Annotated in this window: 14 protein-coding genes; 8 read left to right on the plus strand and 6 right to left on the minus strand. The window is 74.2% G+C overall.

Features of this window, described 5'->3' with window-relative positions; genetic code table 11:
* Nucleotides 1–9 precede the first annotated feature (9 nt).
* From AC07DA_RS34220 to AC07DA_RS34230, 3 genes are read left to right on the plus strand one after another with little or no spacing between them, the layout of a single operon-like run.
* Nucleotides 10–540 (plus strand): (2Fe-2S)-binding protein, encoded by a 531-nt coding sequence (locus AC07DA_RS34220; protein ID WP_479132121.1) that lies wholly within the window; start codon nucleotides 10–12, stop codon nucleotides 538–540.
* Nucleotides 537–1541, plus strand: coding sequence for an FAD binding domain-containing protein (locus tag AC07DA_RS34225; RefSeq protein WP_479132122.1), 1005 nt, complete (start codon nucleotides 537–539; stop codon nucleotides 1539–1541). Before AC07DA_RS34220 ends, AC07DA_RS34225 begins: the two co-directional genes overlap by 4 nt.
* A complete protein-coding gene (locus AC07DA_RS34230) occupies nucleotides 1538–3640 on the plus strand; it encodes a xanthine dehydrogenase family protein molybdopterin-binding subunit (RefSeq protein ID WP_479132123.1) in 2103 nt (700 codons plus the stop codon). Before AC07DA_RS34225 ends, AC07DA_RS34230 begins: the two co-directional genes overlap by 4 nt.
* A gap of 60 nt (nucleotides 3641–3700) precedes the next feature.
* Here the strand turns inward: AC07DA_RS34230 and AC07DA_RS34235 are convergent, their stop codons facing one another.
* Nucleotides 3701–5611 carry a hypothetical protein gene (locus tag AC07DA_RS34235; protein WP_479132124.1) on the minus strand — a complete coding sequence of 637 codons (1911 nt, stop codon included), beginning with the start codon at nucleotides 5609–5611 and terminating at the stop codon, nucleotides 3701–3703.
* A 246-nt stretch (nucleotides 5612–5857) separates the two neighbouring features.
* On the opposite strand from AC07DA_RS34235, the gene AC07DA_RS34240 reads away from it, so the two are divergent.
* The 3 genes from AC07DA_RS34240 to tgmB all read left to right on the plus strand — a co-directional run bounded on the left by AC07DA_RS34240 (nucleotide 5858) and on the right by tgmB (nucleotide 7493).
* Nucleotides 5858–6169 carry a YkvA family protein gene (locus tag AC07DA_RS34240; RefSeq protein WP_479132125.1) on the plus strand — a complete coding sequence of 104 codons (312 nt, stop codon included), beginning with the start codon at nucleotides 5858–5860 and terminating at the stop codon, nucleotides 6167–6169.
* Nucleotides 6170–6301: 132 nt separating this feature from the next.
* Nucleotides 6302–6493 (plus strand): putative ATP-grasp-modified RiPP, encoded by a 192-nt coding sequence (gene tgmA / locus AC07DA_RS34245; RefSeq protein WP_425949366.1) that lies wholly within the window; start codon nucleotides 6302–6304, stop codon nucleotides 6491–6493.
* A 16-nt stretch (nucleotides 6494–6509) separates the two neighbouring features.
* Nucleotides 6510–7493: an ATP-grasp ribosomal peptide maturase gene (gene tgmB, locus AC07DA_RS34250; protein WP_479132126.1), complete on the plus strand. Its 984-nt coding sequence runs from the start codon at nucleotides 6510–6512 to the stop codon at nucleotides 7491–7493.
* A 51-nt stretch (nucleotides 7494–7544) separates the two neighbouring features.
* Here tgmB and AC07DA_RS34255 read toward each other — a convergent pair whose 3' ends face one another.
* Both AC07DA_RS34255 and AC07DA_RS34260 read right to left on the minus strand, forming a co-directional pair.
* Complete coding sequence (locus AC07DA_RS34255; protein WP_479132127.1) at nucleotides 7545–7748, minus strand: hypothetical protein; 204 nt, start codon at nucleotides 7746–7748, stop codon at nucleotides 7545–7547.
* Between the two features lie 137 nt (nucleotides 7749–7885).
* Nucleotides 7886–8359 carry a hypothetical protein gene (locus AC07DA_RS34260; RefSeq protein ID WP_479132128.1) on the minus strand — a complete coding sequence of 158 codons (474 nt, stop codon included), beginning with the start codon at nucleotides 8357–8359 and terminating at the stop codon, nucleotides 7886–7888.
* Nucleotides 8360–8543: 184 nt separating this feature from the next.
* Here AC07DA_RS34260 and AC07DA_RS34265 point away from each other — a divergent pair, with 184 nt between their 5' ends.
* On the plus strand, nucleotides 8544–9554 hold the full coding sequence (locus AC07DA_RS34265) for a GlxA family transcriptional regulator (protein WP_479132129.1): 1011 nt from the start codon (nucleotides 8544–8546) through the stop codon (nucleotides 9552–9554).
* A gap of 2 nt (nucleotides 9555–9556) precedes the next feature.
* Here the strand turns inward: AC07DA_RS34265 and AC07DA_RS34270 are convergent, their stop codons facing one another.
* The 3 genes from AC07DA_RS34270 to AC07DA_RS34280 all read right to left on the minus strand — a co-directional run bounded on the left by AC07DA_RS34270 (nucleotide 9557) and on the right by AC07DA_RS34280 (nucleotide 12593).
* Complete coding sequence (locus AC07DA_RS34270) at nucleotides 9557–9808, minus strand: DUF5133 domain-containing protein (RefSeq protein ID WP_479132130.1); 252 nt, start codon at nucleotides 9806–9808, stop codon at nucleotides 9557–9559.
* Nucleotides 9809–9920: 112 nt separating this feature from the next.
* Entirely contained in the window at nucleotides 9921–11693 is a 1773-nt protein-coding gene (locus AC07DA_RS34275) for an ABC transporter ATP-binding protein (RefSeq protein ID WP_479132131.1), read from the minus strand.
* 42 nt (nucleotides 11694–11735) lie between these two features.
* Complete coding sequence (locus AC07DA_RS34280) at nucleotides 11736–12593, minus strand: aldo/keto reductase (RefSeq protein ID WP_479132132.1); 858 nt, start codon at nucleotides 12591–12593, stop codon at nucleotides 11736–11738.
* 264 nt (nucleotides 12594–12857) lie between these two features.
* Between AC07DA_RS34280 and AC07DA_RS34285 the strand changes: the two genes are divergently transcribed.
* Complete coding sequence (locus tag AC07DA_RS34285) at nucleotides 12858–14432, plus strand: acyl-CoA carboxylase subunit beta (RefSeq protein WP_479132133.1); 1575 nt, start codon at nucleotides 12858–12860, stop codon at nucleotides 14430–14432.
* Nucleotides 14433–14500: the final 68 nt, after the last annotated feature.

Below are 14500 nucleotides of genomic sequence, written 5' to 3' on the forward strand. Positions count from 1 at the left end.
CCTCCACGCATGGGCAACGACCAGCACCGCTCGCGGACGACGCTCCGCGTCAACGGCAAACCCCACACCCTCACCGTCGACCACCGGCGGGTCCTGCTGGACCTCCTGCGCGAGGACCTGGAGCTGACCGGCGCCAAGAAGGGCTGCGACCACGGCCAGTGCGGTGCCTGCACGGTCCTGGTCGACGGGCGGCGCGTCAACAGCTGCCTGCTGTTCGCGGTCGCCCTGGACGGCTGCGAGGTCACCACCGTGGAGGGACTGGCCGGTGACGGGGAGGAACCGCACCCGCTGCAGCGGGCCTTCCTGGAGCGTGACGCCTTCCAGTGCGGCTACTGCACCCCGGGCCAGCTCTGCTCCGCGGCCGGCCTGCTCGACGAGGCGGCGGCCGGCCACCCCTCCCACGTCACCGACCCGGGCGCGCCCTCGGGCGCGCCCGTACCGCTGGACCGCGCGGAGATCCGGGAGCGGCTGAGCGGGAACCTGTGCCGCTGCGGCGCGTATCCGCGCATCGCCGAGGCGGTCGAGGACGTGATCCCGTGAAGGAGTTCGCCTACGTCCGCGCCGGCAGCGTCGAGGAGGCGACCACCGCCTACGCCGCGCACCCCGGTGCCCGCTACCTCGGCGGCGGCACCAACCTGGTCGACCTGATGAAGCTCGGCGTCGAGGCGCCCGCCGCCCTCATCGACGTCACCCGCCTGCCGCTGGACGCGGTGGAGGAGCTGCCGGACGGCGGACTGCGGATCGGGGCGATGGTGCGCAACAGCGACCTCGCGGCCCACCCCCTCGTCCGCGACCGGTACCCGGCGCTGTCCCAGGCGGTCCTCGCGGGCGCCTCCGGGCAGCTGCGCAACGCCGCGACGACCGGCGGGAACCTGCTCCAGCGCACCCGCTGCCCGTACTTCCAGGACCTGTCGAAGCCGTGCAACAAACGCGAGCCGGGCAGCGGCTGCGGCGCGCGCGACGGCGTCCACCGCGACCACGCCGTGCTCGGGCACTCGGCGCACTGCATCGCCACCCACCCCTCCGACATGGCGGTGGCGCTGGCCGCTCTCGACGGGCGTGTCGAGCTGCACGGGCCCGAGGGCGCCCGGAGTGTCGCGGCGGCCGGCTTCCACCGGCTGCCCGGGGACCGGCCCGAGCGGGACACCGAGATCCGGCCGGGCGAGCTGGTCACCGGCGTGGTGCTGCCGGGCACGACGGCCGGGCTGCCGTCGGCGTACCGCAAGGCGCGCGACCGGGCCTCGTACGCCTTCGCGCTCGCGTCCGTCGCGGTCGTGCTGCGGCTGGAGGACGGTGTGACCGGCCATGCGGGGATCGCCTTCGGGGCGCTGGCGCACCGGCCCTGGCGCGCCCGGCGGGCGGAGGAGGCGCTGACCGGCGCGGCTGCGACCACCGCCGCGTTCGAGCACGCCGTCGACCAGGAGCTGTCCGCCGCGCAGCCGCTGCGGGACAACGGCTACAAGGTGCCCCTCGCCCGCAACCTCGCCGTGGACGTGCTGTCCCGGCTCACGGACGCCGCGCTCGCCGGGAGGGCCTCATGACCGCCGGCACGGGCGCTCCCGCCGAACGCCGGGAGGGACGCGAGAAGGTCGGCGGCACCGCCCGCTACGCCGCCGAGTACCACCACCCCGGCCGCGCCCACGCCTGGCCCGTGCCCGCGTCCGTGGCCCGGGGCCGGGTGACCGGCATCGGCACGGCGGCCGCCCTGGCCGTGCCGGGCGTGCTCGACGTCCTCACCCACGAGAACGCCCCGCGGCTGCGGGAGCCGGACGACGCCACGCTCGCCGTGCTGCAGAACCCCCGGGTCCCGCACCGCGGCTGGTTCGTCGCCCTGGTGGTGGCCGAGACGCCGGAGGCGGCCCGGGCGGGCGCCGCCGCCGTCCGCGTCACGTACGACACCGAGGAGCACGATGTCGTCCTGGGCGCGTCGCACCCGGGCCTGTACGTGCCCGAGGAGGCCAACGCCGGTCAGCCGGCCGTGCGCGAACAGGGCGATCCCGACGGCGCCTTCGGCGCTTCGGCCGCCCGGGTCGACGTCGCCTACCGGGTGCCGCCGCTGCACAACCACCCCATGGAACCGCACACCAGCACCGCCCGCTGGGAGGACGGCCGGCTCCTGGTGCACACCTCCAGCCAGGGCGCCCACACCGTACGGGCCGTGCTCGCGGGACTGTTCGGTCTGTCCGAGGAGCGGATCGTGGTCACCGCCGAGCACGTCGGCGGCGGCTTCGGCTCCAAGGGCACACCGCGGCCCGACGTGGTGCTCGCCGCGATGGCCGCCCGGCGGACCGGCAGGCCGGTCACGGTGGCGCTTCCCCGCCGCTTCCTGCCCGCCGTCGTCGGGCACCGCGCCCCCACCCTGCACCGGCTGCGGCTCGGGGCCGACGCGGACGGCCGTCTCGTGTCCCTCACCCACGAGGTCGCCACGCACACCTCGCGCGTCAAGGAGTTCGTCGAACAGGCGGCGGTGCCCGCGCGCGTGATGTACGCCGCCCCGCACCGCCGGACCCTGCACCGGGTCGCGGCACTGGACGTGCCCTCGCCGTCCTGGATGCGGGCGCCGGGCGAGGCACCGGGGATGTACGCGCTGGAGTCCGCCATGGACGAGCTGGCCGGCGAACTCGGCATGGACCCGATCGAACTGCGCGTCCGCAACGAGCCGGACGTCGAGCCCGACAGCGGCAGGCCGTTCAGCAGCCGGCACCTCGTCGAGTGCCTGCGCGAGGGGGCCCGGCGCTTCGGCTGGGAGGGACGCGACCCGCGTCCGCGCTCACGGCGGGACGGGCCCCTGCTGCTGGGGACGGGCGTGGCGGCCGCGACGTACCCCGTCATGGCGAGCCCGTCCACGGCCGAGGCCCGCGCGCTGCCCGACGGGACGTTCCTGGTGCGGATCGACGCCACCGACATCGGAACGGGCGCCCGGACCGTGCTGGCGCAGGTGGGTGCCGACGCCCTGGGGGTGCCGCTGGACCGGGTGCGGATCGAGGTCGGCAGCACCGAGCTGCCGTCGGCGCCGCTGGCCGGCGGCTCGTCCGGCACGGCCTCCTGGGGCTGGGCGGTGCACGAGGCCTGTGCCGGGCTGGCGCGGAGGCTGGCCGAGCACACGGGACCGCTGCCCGAGCGGGGCCTCGACGTCCACGCGGACACCACCGGCACGGCGGACGCCGAGAGCGAATGGGCCCGGCACGCCTTCGGGGCGCATTTCGCCGAGGTCGCCGTGGACACGGTCAGCGGGGAGGTCCGGGTCGGCCGGCTGCTCGGGGTGTACGCCGCCGGGCGCATCCTCAACGCCCGTACCGCGCGCTCGCAGTTCGTCGGCGGCATGACGATGGGGCTCGGCATGGCCCTGACCGAGGGCAGCACGATGGACGCCGCGTTCGGCGACTTCGTGGAGTCGGACCTGGCGTCGTACCACGTGCCCGTGCACGCCGACATCGCCGGGATCGAGGCGCACTGGCTCGACGAGGACGATCCCCGGCTCAATCCGATGGGCAGCAAGGGGATCGGGGAGATCGGCATCGTCGGGACGGCGGCGGCGATCGGCAACGCGGTGCACCACGCCACGGGCGTCCGCTTCCGCGAGCTGCCCCTCACCCCCGACCGGGTGCTGACCGGGCTGCTCGGCCGGCGGACGGCGTAGCACACGGGCCGGACCGGAGCCGCGGCGCGCGGTTCCGGTCCGGTACGAGGCCCACGGGGGTCACTCCGCGGTGCGGGGCGGCTCGGGCGGCGGCACGGCCGCCCACTGCCGGCCGGCGATGGGTGCCAGCACGCGGAAGACCAGCGCGACGAGGGCCAGCAGCGCCGCGCACACCGCGGTCGCGGCGGCGAGCCACGGTGGGGCGAGCGCGAGGTCCACCGCCCGGGACAGCGACGCCGACGGGAAGGAACTCCCGTAGGCCTGGGCGCCGGCCAGCACCGTGGGCACCAGCACCGCCCCGGCGAGCACCACGGCGACGGGGCGCAGGGCCAGCAGCAGCGCCAGCACGGTGCACAGCACCGACAGGCCGAGGGCGAAGGCGTGCAGGCGCAGCGACGCCTCGCCGCGCTCCAGCGGGAAGTGGGCCACCGCGCACACGGCCAGCGCCAGGGCGGCGAGCCAGCCCGACCAGGACACGGACCGGGCGAGCCGGTCGGTGGCGCGGTCCTCCTGCTCGGGCGGGGCGGCGTCGAGTGTCCGGTGGGTCTCGCCGTCCGAAGCGGCGCGCGCCGGGCGGCGCCTGCCCGCGCGGGCCGGCTTCTCGGGCTTGCCGTCGCCGGTCTCGGGGCGCGGGGTGCCGTTCGGCAGGCGGCCGGTGCGGTCCAGGCGTTCCAGGCCCAGGCGGTCGATCAGCTCGACCAGCTCCCCGACCGACCGGCCGGTGGCCGCGGCCCGGAGCGCCTCCTCCCGGACGTGGGGCTCCTGCGGCTCCTTGTGCAGCAGGGTCACCAGCCGGGTCACCTCCTCGACCGGACGGTGGGCTGCCGCGGCCCGGATCGCCTCGTCCGCGCAGTCGGCGTCGCGCGGCGGCTTCGTCAGCATCGCGATCAGCCGGGACACGTCCTCCACGGGCCGGGCCACCCCGGCCGTGCGGAGCGCGTCGACCCGGGCCTGGGTGTGGTCCGCCGACTCCTCCAGCGAGGTGATGAGGTCCACGACCTCCTCCAGCGGCCGGTCGGCCACGGCGGCGTGCACCAGGTCGCTGACCGCGTCGCCGTACGGAGCGCCGCCGGTGCCGGTGCCGGGCTGGAGTTCGACCGGGTTGTCGTCCAGGGAGCGGATGACGAAGGGCCGGGCGGCCGAGGGGTCGCCCTCGTCCGGGCCGGAAGCGGTGGGCCCGCCCGGGCCGACGGCGGACGAAGTGGTGGGTCCGTCCGAACCGGGGGCGGACGAAGCGGCGGGCCCGTCCGAACCGGGGATGGACGAAGCGGCGGGCCGATCCGGCCCGGCAGCGGAGGGCGCGGCGGACCCGTCACGGCCGGACGGAGGCGCCGGAGCCGCGGCGGACGCGGACGCATCGCCTGCGGCGGGCCCGAACCGGCCGGGCGCGGCGGACTCGGGCCGACCGGGCGCGGAAAGTCCGGACTGACCGGGTGCGGCAGAGCCCTGCGGGCCGGACGCGGCGGATCCCTGCTGACCGGGCGCGGCGGGCTCGGGCCGACCGGGCGCGGCAGACGGGTCGGATCCGGCCGACGCGGACGTCCCCTCGTGCCCGGGAGCGACCGGCCGGGCGTCGGCGGGGTCCGTCCAGTCCTGGCCGGGGGCCGTGGGCGGGGCCTCGGCGGGATCCGTCCAGTCCTGGCCGGCGGGAGCGGGCCGCGCCGGCGGGCGGTACGGGTCGGGTGCCGCGGTCGGGGCGGGAGCGTGGCTCGGCCGCTCCGGCACGGCGAAGGGCTGCGGACCCGCCGCGGCCGCCGGGTGGGAACCGGGGGCCGCGGGGCCGGGGCCCGTCGGCGCGGCCTGTGCGGAGCCGTGCGCCTCGTACGAGTCGGCGGCGGGCTGCGTGCTCGTCTGCTCCACCTGGTGCGTGCCGGTGGCGGCCGTTGTCTCGGCGGACGGCTGGGCGGGCCCGTTCGGCTCGTGGGGTATGGCAGGTTCGTTCGAGCGGGGTGATGAAGAGCAGGTGGTCATACTCGCCTCCAGGGGAAGAGTGCGGCCGCTCCTGCGCCCCCCGTCGTGCGACGAGCGACGTTACGCTGACCATTACTAGGCGCCCCCGTCACGCCGTGCCACTCGGGTGAGCCACCGGGATGACGGCGCGCACGGGAAAATCAGCCGACACGGCGACATGTCGGGCCCCGAGCGCAATACAGCCGCCGGAAACGGGAATCCAGAAGGTGACACCCCGGGTCGCGGCACGCCAGGAGGGGGCAGCCCGTGGATACGACCACAACGGTCATCATCGTGGCCGCGGTACTCGCGGCGATCGTCCTGGGCTGCGCCGTCGGCGTCCTCGTCCGTCTCGTGCGGACCCGGCGCGAACTGCGGCGCGCCGGACTGCCCACGGGACCGCGCTGGGTCTTCTGGGGCGCGGTGCTCTATCTCGTGCTGCCCACCGACCTCTTGCCCGACCCGGTGTACCTGGACGACATCGGCGTCCTGCTGCTCGCTCTGCGCACCGTCCGCGGCTCCCTCGGCGAACGGGAGCGCAGCACGGCACCCCCGCCGGCCCGGCAACCGGCGCGATGACTACGGAAAGTAAGGAAACCAACCACCCGTTCGACTCGTATAAGTCTCTGGAAGCCGAAACGAGTCGGCGGACCGGGCGGCCGCGCCCCCGGGCCTCCGTCCGGTCGGCGCAGTACCGACGAGGGAGAGACGATGCAACCGTTCGCGCTCAACTACGCGCGCCCGGCAGTGGAGTTGGACGCTGCCATTCCGTACGTGTACGACGCCGGACTGCAGTTGAACGTGCTCCGCGACGGCCGCGTCGCGGCCTCCGACTTCGCCCTGCTGAGGGAGTTCGGCACCACGACGTCCACCGCCGGTTCCAAGACGCACTTCGACGACTGACCACGGGCCGCCGAAGATGACCGTACTGATCCTCACCTGCGAGGAGGACGTGACCGCGGACATGGTGGTCGTGCACCTGAACGCGACGGGGGTCCCGGTGGTCCGCGTCGACCCGGCCGATCTGACCGGGGGCGTCGCACTGTCCGGGGAGTACGTGCACGGCCGGTTCCGCGGCCATCTGTCCGCCGGGGGGCGGCTGGTGAGCATCGGGGGGCTCCGGTCGGTCTGGGTGCGCCGGCCCGGCACCCCGGCCGCACGGGCGCCCCAGCCGTCCGCCTGGCTGACCGAGGAGGCGGCGCAGGCGCTCTACGGCATGCTGCGCGGTTCGGACGCACGGTGGATGAACCACCCCGACGCGGCCCGCCGGGCCCGGCACAAACCCTGGCAGCTCAGGCTCGCCCAGCGGTGCGGCCTGCCCGTGCCGGCGACGCTCATCACGACGTTTCCGCGCGCCGCCCGCGAGTTCGCCGAGCGCTACCCGGACCTCGTGGTCAAGCCGGTGTCGGGCGCGCATCCGCAGGATCCGCCGCGGGCCGTGCCGACCAGCCGGGTCGCGCCGGACACGGACTTCTCCGCCGTGGCCTTCGGTCCGACGCTGCTGCAGCGGCGGATCGCCAAGCGGGCCGACATCCGGCTCACCGTCGTGGGCGAGCGGATGCTGGCCGCCCGCAAGGCGGCCGCGGCGGACGCGGATCCCGACGAGGTCGACGTGCGGTTCGCCGCGCCCGGTTCACCGTGGCGGCCGGCCGAGGTGCCGCCGCGCGTCGCGGCGGCCGTCCTGTCGTACCTGGCCGAGGCCAAACTGGCCTACGGCGCGTTCGACTTCGTGGAGGACGCGGACGGGACCTGGTGGTTCCTGGAGTGCAACCAGTCGGGGCAGTTCGGGTTCGTCGAGGTGGAGACGGGGCAGCCGATCGCCCGCACCATCGCCGAGTGGCTGGCGCGGCCGGTCCCCGAGCGGCCGTCGCACCTCAACGGCCTCGACTCCACGGTCCGTTGAGCACCGGGCCCGGCACCCGTACCGGGCCCGGTCCCGGGGGCGGCCAGGGGGTCACTGCGGCCGCGGGCCGGGGAGCATCGCCGTGCGCTGCCAGCCGTTGCCCGGGGAGTGCGGACGGTCGTAGCCGAGGGACTGTGAGGGCCGCATGACCAGCTCCAGTTCCCTGCTCACACGTTCGGCCTCGCGGCGCACCTGTGCGGGTACATCGCCGCGCTCCGCGATGAGTCGGTCGTAGATGGGGGAATCCTGGAACACCCGTCAACGTGCCTTTCTGCTCGTCGGCCCCGAGCGGGGGCGAGACTGCGAGTGTAGGCGGCACGGAGTCCCGGAGTGTGAATTCCTTGGGATGACTTGACTCAGACCGGACATCTGTGACAAGCGCGGGAGGGCTCTCAGGCTCCGGTCGTGGAACCGGGCCGGACGATCATCAGGACGGTGACCGTGGCCCACAGAAGGTTGAAGACACCGGTGAACATGGCGAGTTGCACGGTGTTCCGGTGGTCGACGGCCTGCTCGTCCCTGAGTTGACCGAGCAGTTCCTCCTGCCGCGGCAGGACGAAGGCGGCGAGGACGCCCGCGGCCGCGGCGGTCAGGGCGATGGAGGTGACGAGCCACCCGCTGCCCAGGACGCCCATCACGGCCCCGGTGGCCAGGCCCAGGACCGGGACGCTCACTCCGACCGCGGCGTAGACGCGGCAGATGCGGTGGAGCAGCGCGACCGTACCGACCGCCGACGGGTCCACGGCGACGCCGCCCGCCGGGACCGCGCGCCGGGCCGCCGGCGGGAACATGCTGGCCGCGACGGTCACGGGACCGATGGCGACGATGGCGGCCAGGACATGGAGGGACAGCAGGAACTTGGTCACCGGGGCTCTTTCCGTGAGGACGATCAAGGGCCCTCACGCTAGAAAAACCCCGGCCCCGTCGCCCAGGGGCTGGAACGACAGCTTCCAACGGATTCCCGCCAACTCGCTGACCTGCCGCTCCCGCCGCGTACCGCCCGGTTCCCCGGGTCACGGGCCCGGCGGGAATGCGCCTAGGGTGGCGGCCATGCACACAGTGGCGATCCTCGTCCTCGATCACGTGGTGCCGTTCGACATGGCGGCTCCCCAGCAGACGTTCGCCTTGACCCACCTGCCGGACGGGCGGCCGGCCTACCGGGTCCGGCTCTGCTCCGAGACGCCGGAGGTACGCGCGGACGGCGGTTTCACGCTGCGCGTCGAGCAGGGGCTGGAGGCGCTGGCGGAGGCCGACACCGTCATCGTCCCCGGCTGCTCCCCCGAGGCGCCGCCACCGTCCGCCCGCGTGCTGGCGGCCCTGCGGCGGGCGGCCGAGTCCGGTACCCGGATCGCGTCGGTGTGCGTGGGCGCCTTCGTGCTGGCCGAGGCGGGGCTGCTGGACGGGCTGCGCGCCACCACGCACTGGGTGGCCGCGGGCGAACTGGCGCGGCGCTTCCCCGCGGTCGAGGTGGAGCCGGACGTGCTGTACGTGGACAACGGGCAGATCCTCACCTCGGCCGGTGCGGCCGCCGCGCTCGACCTGTGCCTGCACATGATCCGCCGCGACCTGGGCTCGGCTGTGGCGGCGAACATCGCCCGGATGTCGGTGATGCCGCTGGAACGGGAGGGCGGGCAGGCCCAGTTCATCGTGCACGAGCACCCGCCGGTGCCCAGGGGCTCCGCGCTGGAGCCGCTGCTGGAGTGGATCGAGGACCACCTGGCGCACGAGGTCACCTTGGGCGACCTGGCGGCACGCGCCGGGATGAGCGAGCGGACGTTCAGCCGCCGTTTCCGGGAGCAGACCGGCACCACGCCGTTGCAGTGGCTGCTGCGGGCGCGGGTGCGGCGCGCCCAGTACCTGCTGGAGAGCACCGACCACCCGGTCGAGCGGATCGCGCGGCAGGCCGGTTTCGGCTCCCCGACGGCGTTCCGGGAGCGGTTCCGCAAGGTGGTGGGCACCACGCCGTACGCGTACCGCACGGCGTTCCACGGGAGGACCGCTGCTCCGGCGGCCCGTTCCCGGACCGCCGGGGCAGCTCCGGGTACGGGCCCGGGTCCCTGATCTCAGCCGACCAGCTTCAGGCCGTTCTCCCCGTCCGTGTCCGCGGCGGCGGACCGCTCCTTGGTCAGCAGCAGCACGTCCGCCTTGGCGATGGCATCGCTGATGTCGGACGTCCCCATCATCACGCACAGCGTGTAACTGACGTCGTCCAGTTCGCGTGCCGTCGCCGGCGTGTTCCGCTCCGCCTGAGCGATCCTCAGCGACGCGTACCGCGTCAGCAACTCCCTGACGGCCTTCCGGTCCGGTACGAGCACGTAGCGCCCCTCTCTGTGGTTTGCGCTGCGTATGCCCGAACCACGCGGAAACATTCACACCTTTTCCTCAGCGGGGGCGGATGTGACGAAAATTGACCGCCCCCTGATCACGTCAGGCGAGCTGGCCGCTGTGCAGGGCCGTGTACGCCCCGCCCCGGCGCAGCAGCTCCTCGTGGGTGCCGATCTCCTGGACGCGGCCGTCGTCCATCACCACGATCCGGTCGGCGCCCTGGACGGTGGAGAGCCGGTGCGCCACGACGAAGGTGGTCCGGCCGCGCAGCAGCCGGCCCAGGGCCTGCTGGACGAGCGCCTCCGAGCGGGTGTCGAGCGCCGACGTCGCCTCGTCGAGGACCAGCACCCTGGGGTCGCGGATCAGGGCCCGGGCGATGGCGAGCCGCTGGCGCTGCCCCCCGGAGAGCCGGGCGCCGTGCTCGCCGACCAGGGTGTCGAGGCCCCTGGGGAGCCGGTCGACGAACTCCAGCGCGTTGGCGTCGCGCAGGGCCGCCCGCACCGTCTCCTCGTCGGTGTCGTCCATGCCGTAGGCGACGTTCTCGCGGACCGTGCCGTCGAAGAGGATCGACTCCTGCGGCACGACCGACAGGAAGCGGCGGTAGGTGCGCAGGTCGAGGGTGTTCATGTCGGTGCCGTCGAGCAGCAGACGGCCCGAGGTGGGGCGGATGAAGCCGATGACGAGGTTGAGCACGGTGGACTTGCCGGCGCCGGACGCGCCGACCAGGGCCACGGTCTCGCCCGGCCGCACGTCCAGGGTGAGGTCCCGTACGGCCGCGCGGCCGTCGGTTCCGTAGGCGTAGCCGACGTGCTCGAAGGTGACGGCTCCGCGCAGCGCGGTCAGCTCCGCCTTGCCCTGGTTGTCCTCCAGCTCCGGCGCCTGGAGCACCTCGCCCACGGAGCGGACCGACTCCAGGCCCTTGGTGATGACCGGGGCGAGCCCCGCCAGCGTTGTGGTGGAGTTGGTGAGGGTGGTGAGGAACGCGCTGAGCATGACGACGTCGCCGGGGGTGACGCCCCACACACCGTGGTAGGAGACGAGCGCCGCGCCGGCCAGGACCAGCACACCGACGACGTTGAGGACGACCCAGGCCAGGGAGCCGAACCGGCCGTTGACCAGGTCGAGGCGGAGGCCGGAGGTGAGCAGCCGGTTGAGGGTGCCGTCCATGCGGCGCAGCGCCTTGCCCTCCAGGCCGTGGGCGCGGGTGACCGGGATGAGGCGGGTCATCTCCGTGACGCGGGACGACAGGGTCTCCACCTCGTGGCGGAAGTGCTCGTTGTGGGTGCGCAGTCTGGCCCGGAGCCGGGCCACCAGAAGCGCGGCGGCGGGCACGACGACGAGGAAGACGGGCAGGAACTCGGGGGTGCGGATGGCGATGATGACGAGTCCGCCGGTGAGCACGGTGGTGGCGCCGAGTCCGGTCTCGGCGGTCTGCTGGACCATCTGCTCGACGGTCTCCACGTCGCGGACCACCTTGGCCTGGAGCACGCCGGCGCTGACCCGGGAGTGGTAGCCGATGGACAGCTGCTGCATGCGGGTGCACAGGGCGGAGCGCAGGCCGGTGCCCATGCGGCGGACGCTGCCGTACAGCAGTCGGACGTAGAGCACGTGCAGCGGGTAGTTGACCAGCAGGATGAACAGGATGAGCCCGGTGCTGGTCCACAGGCGGGCGAGGGGCTGGTGCTGGACGACCGTGTCGATGATGGACGCGGTGACCAGCGGCAGCAGCCAGACCGGGCTGTGCTTGACGGTGAAGACGACGACGACGGCCAGCGCCAGCCGTCGGCGGTCGGCGCGGAACAGGTAGGCCAGGGTGCGGACCGGGTGCTCGTCCCGGTAGCGGTGGTCGAGAGGTCTTTCTGACGACGACGCCATCGGCGGCGGTCCTCCCGGTTGCCGGTGGTGCCGGGCGACGGTTCAGGCGGCGTCCAGCTCGGCCAGTTCCCCCGCGGTCAGGACGAGGTCGGTGGCGGCGGCCGAGTCGCGGATGGTCTCGGGCCGGCTGGCGCCCGGGATCGGCACCACCACGGGCGACTTGGCGAGCATCCACGCCAGGCACACCCGCTGCGGGCTCACACCGCGTGCCGCGGCGACACGGGCGAAGGCGCCGTGGGCCGAGCCGAGCTCGCCGGCCTTCGTGATCCCGCCGAGCGGGCTCCAGGGCAAAAACGCGATGCCGAGCTCGTCGCACAGGCGCAGCTCCGGCTCGCTGGAGCGGAAGGCCGGGGAGAACTGGTTCTGCACGGCGACCAGACGGCCGCCGAGGATGTCCCGGGCCTGCCGGATCTGCTCGGGGTCCGCGTTCGAGATGCCCGCCATGCGGATCTTGCCCTCGTCGAGCAGGTCACGCACGGCGCCGACCGACTCGGCATAGGGCACCTTCGGGTCGGGGCGGTGGAACTGGTACAGCCCGATGGCCTCCACGCCGAGCCGGCGCAGGGACGCCTCGCAGGCCTGCTTGAGGTGGCGGGGGCTGCCGTCCAGCGTCCAGCTGCCGTCGCCGGGGCGCAGGTGGCCGCCCTTGGTGGCGACCAGGACCTCACCGCCGCGCTCGTGGGAGGCGAGGGCCTTGGCGACGAGGGTCTCGTTGTGGCCGACCTCGTCGGCGTGCAGGTGGTAGGCGTCCGCGGTGTCGATCAGCGTCACGCCCGCGTCGAGCGCGGCGTGCAGGGTGGCGAGGGAGCGCGCCTCGTCCGGTCGGCCCTCGATGGACATGGGCATCGCGCCCAGGCCGATCGCGCTGACCTCGACGTCACCGATGCGGCGGGTGTGCATGGGCTCGTGACCTCTTCCGGTTGTCGTTTCGGCTGTTCGGGCGATGGTCGACTCCAGCCTGGATGTCCGGCGGCCGCACGTCCAATAGAAGAACGAGAACGCATTCAGCAGCCCCGGAACTGAATCCTCCCCGTGTCGGCGGCCCCCTTGTCACACGGGGATGAAACCCCGCGTCCGAGGACTCAACTCCCCCACACGTCACGGCGATCCGCCCGGGACCCCGCACCCTCGCTGCCATATTCGAGACCCGCTTCGGAGGTGGTCGTGAGCACAGAGGTGACAGCATCCGGTCCGGGGGAGAGCACGGCGCACGCACCCGGCGGCACCGCGGAACGCGTCGCCGGCCTGCGGCGTCGCCGGGAGCAGGCGGCGGCCCCGGCCGGGCCGCGCAGACGCGGGGAGTTCTCCGCCCGGCAGCGGATCGAACGGCTCGTGGACGAGGACTCCTTCACCGAGACCGGCCTGTTCGTCCGGGCCCGGCCCACCGGACAGGACGCCCGCCGTCCCTACGGTGACGGCGTGGTCACCGGGTACGGCACGGTCGACGGCCGCCCGGTGTGCGTGTTCGCCCAGGACTCCACGGTGTTCGGCGGCAGCATGGGTGAGGCCTTCGGGGAGAAGACCGTCGCCCTGATGGAGCTCGCCCTGAAGACCGGCTGCCCGGTGATCGGCCTGAACGACTCCGGCGGGGCCCGCATCCAGGAGGGCGTCGCCTCCCTCGCCCTCTACGCCGAACTGGTGCGCCGCAACGTCAAGGCGTCCGGGGTGATCCCGCAGATCTCGGTCGTCCTCGGCCCGTGCGCGGGCGGCGCCGCGTACTCGCCGGCCATCACCGACTTCACGGTGATGGTGGACGGCGCCTCGCACATGTTCGTCACCGGCCCGGACGTCATCGAGACCGTCACGGGCGAGCGCACCACCGCCGAGGAGCTGGGCGGCGCCCGCACCAGCAACACCGTCAACGGCAACGCACACTTCCTGGCCGCCGACGAGGAGGACGCCCTCGCCACCGTGCGCGACCTCCTGTCGTACCTCCCGGCCAACAACCTGGAACGGCCCCCGGAGTACGCACCCGGGCACGCGCCCTCCGGGGCCGGGCTCGACGACGTCGTGCCCGACCGGCTCGGCGAGGCGTACGACATGCGGGACGTGCTGCACGCCGTCGTCGACGACGGCGAACTGCTGCCGGTGCAGGAGCTGTTCGCGCCGAACATCATCTGCGCCCTGGCCCGCGTCGAGGGCCGCTCGGTGGGAGTCGTCGCCAACCAGCCGCTGCACGCCGCCGGGGTCCTCGACATCGACGCCTCGGAGAAGGCGGCGCGGTTCGTGCGGTTCTGCGACGCGTTCGGCATCCCGCTGCTGACCTTCGCCGACGTGCCCGGGTACCTGTCCGGCGTACGGCAGGAACAGGCCGGGATCATCCGGCGCGGCGCGAAACTGCTGTACGCCTACGCCGAGGCGACCGTCCCCAAGGTCACGGTCGTGGTGCGCAAGGCGTACGGCGGCGGATACGCGGTGATGGGCTCCAAGCACCTGGGCGCGGACGTCAACCTCGCCTGGCCCACCGCCCGGATCGCCGTCATGGGCGCGGAGGGGGCGGTGGGCGTCCTGCACCGGCGCGAACTCGCCGCCAGCGACGACCCGCAGGCGCTGCGCGCCCGCCTCCTCGCCGCGTACGAACGCACCCACGGCACGCCGTACCTCGCCGCCGAGCGCGGCTACGTCGACGCCGTCATCGCGCCGCGCGAGACCCGGGAGCAGGTGTGCCGCGCCCTGCGTGCCCTGCGCGGCAAGCGGGCCCCGATGCCGGAGCGCCGGCACGGCAACATCCCGCTCTGACCGGACGGCCGGCGCGCCGCGGCGGTGCGCCGGCCGGTACCGGCGGCAAGCACGCACGGTCCCGCGGG

It is taken from the genome of Streptomyces sp. NPDC044921, from assembly GCF_056432865.1.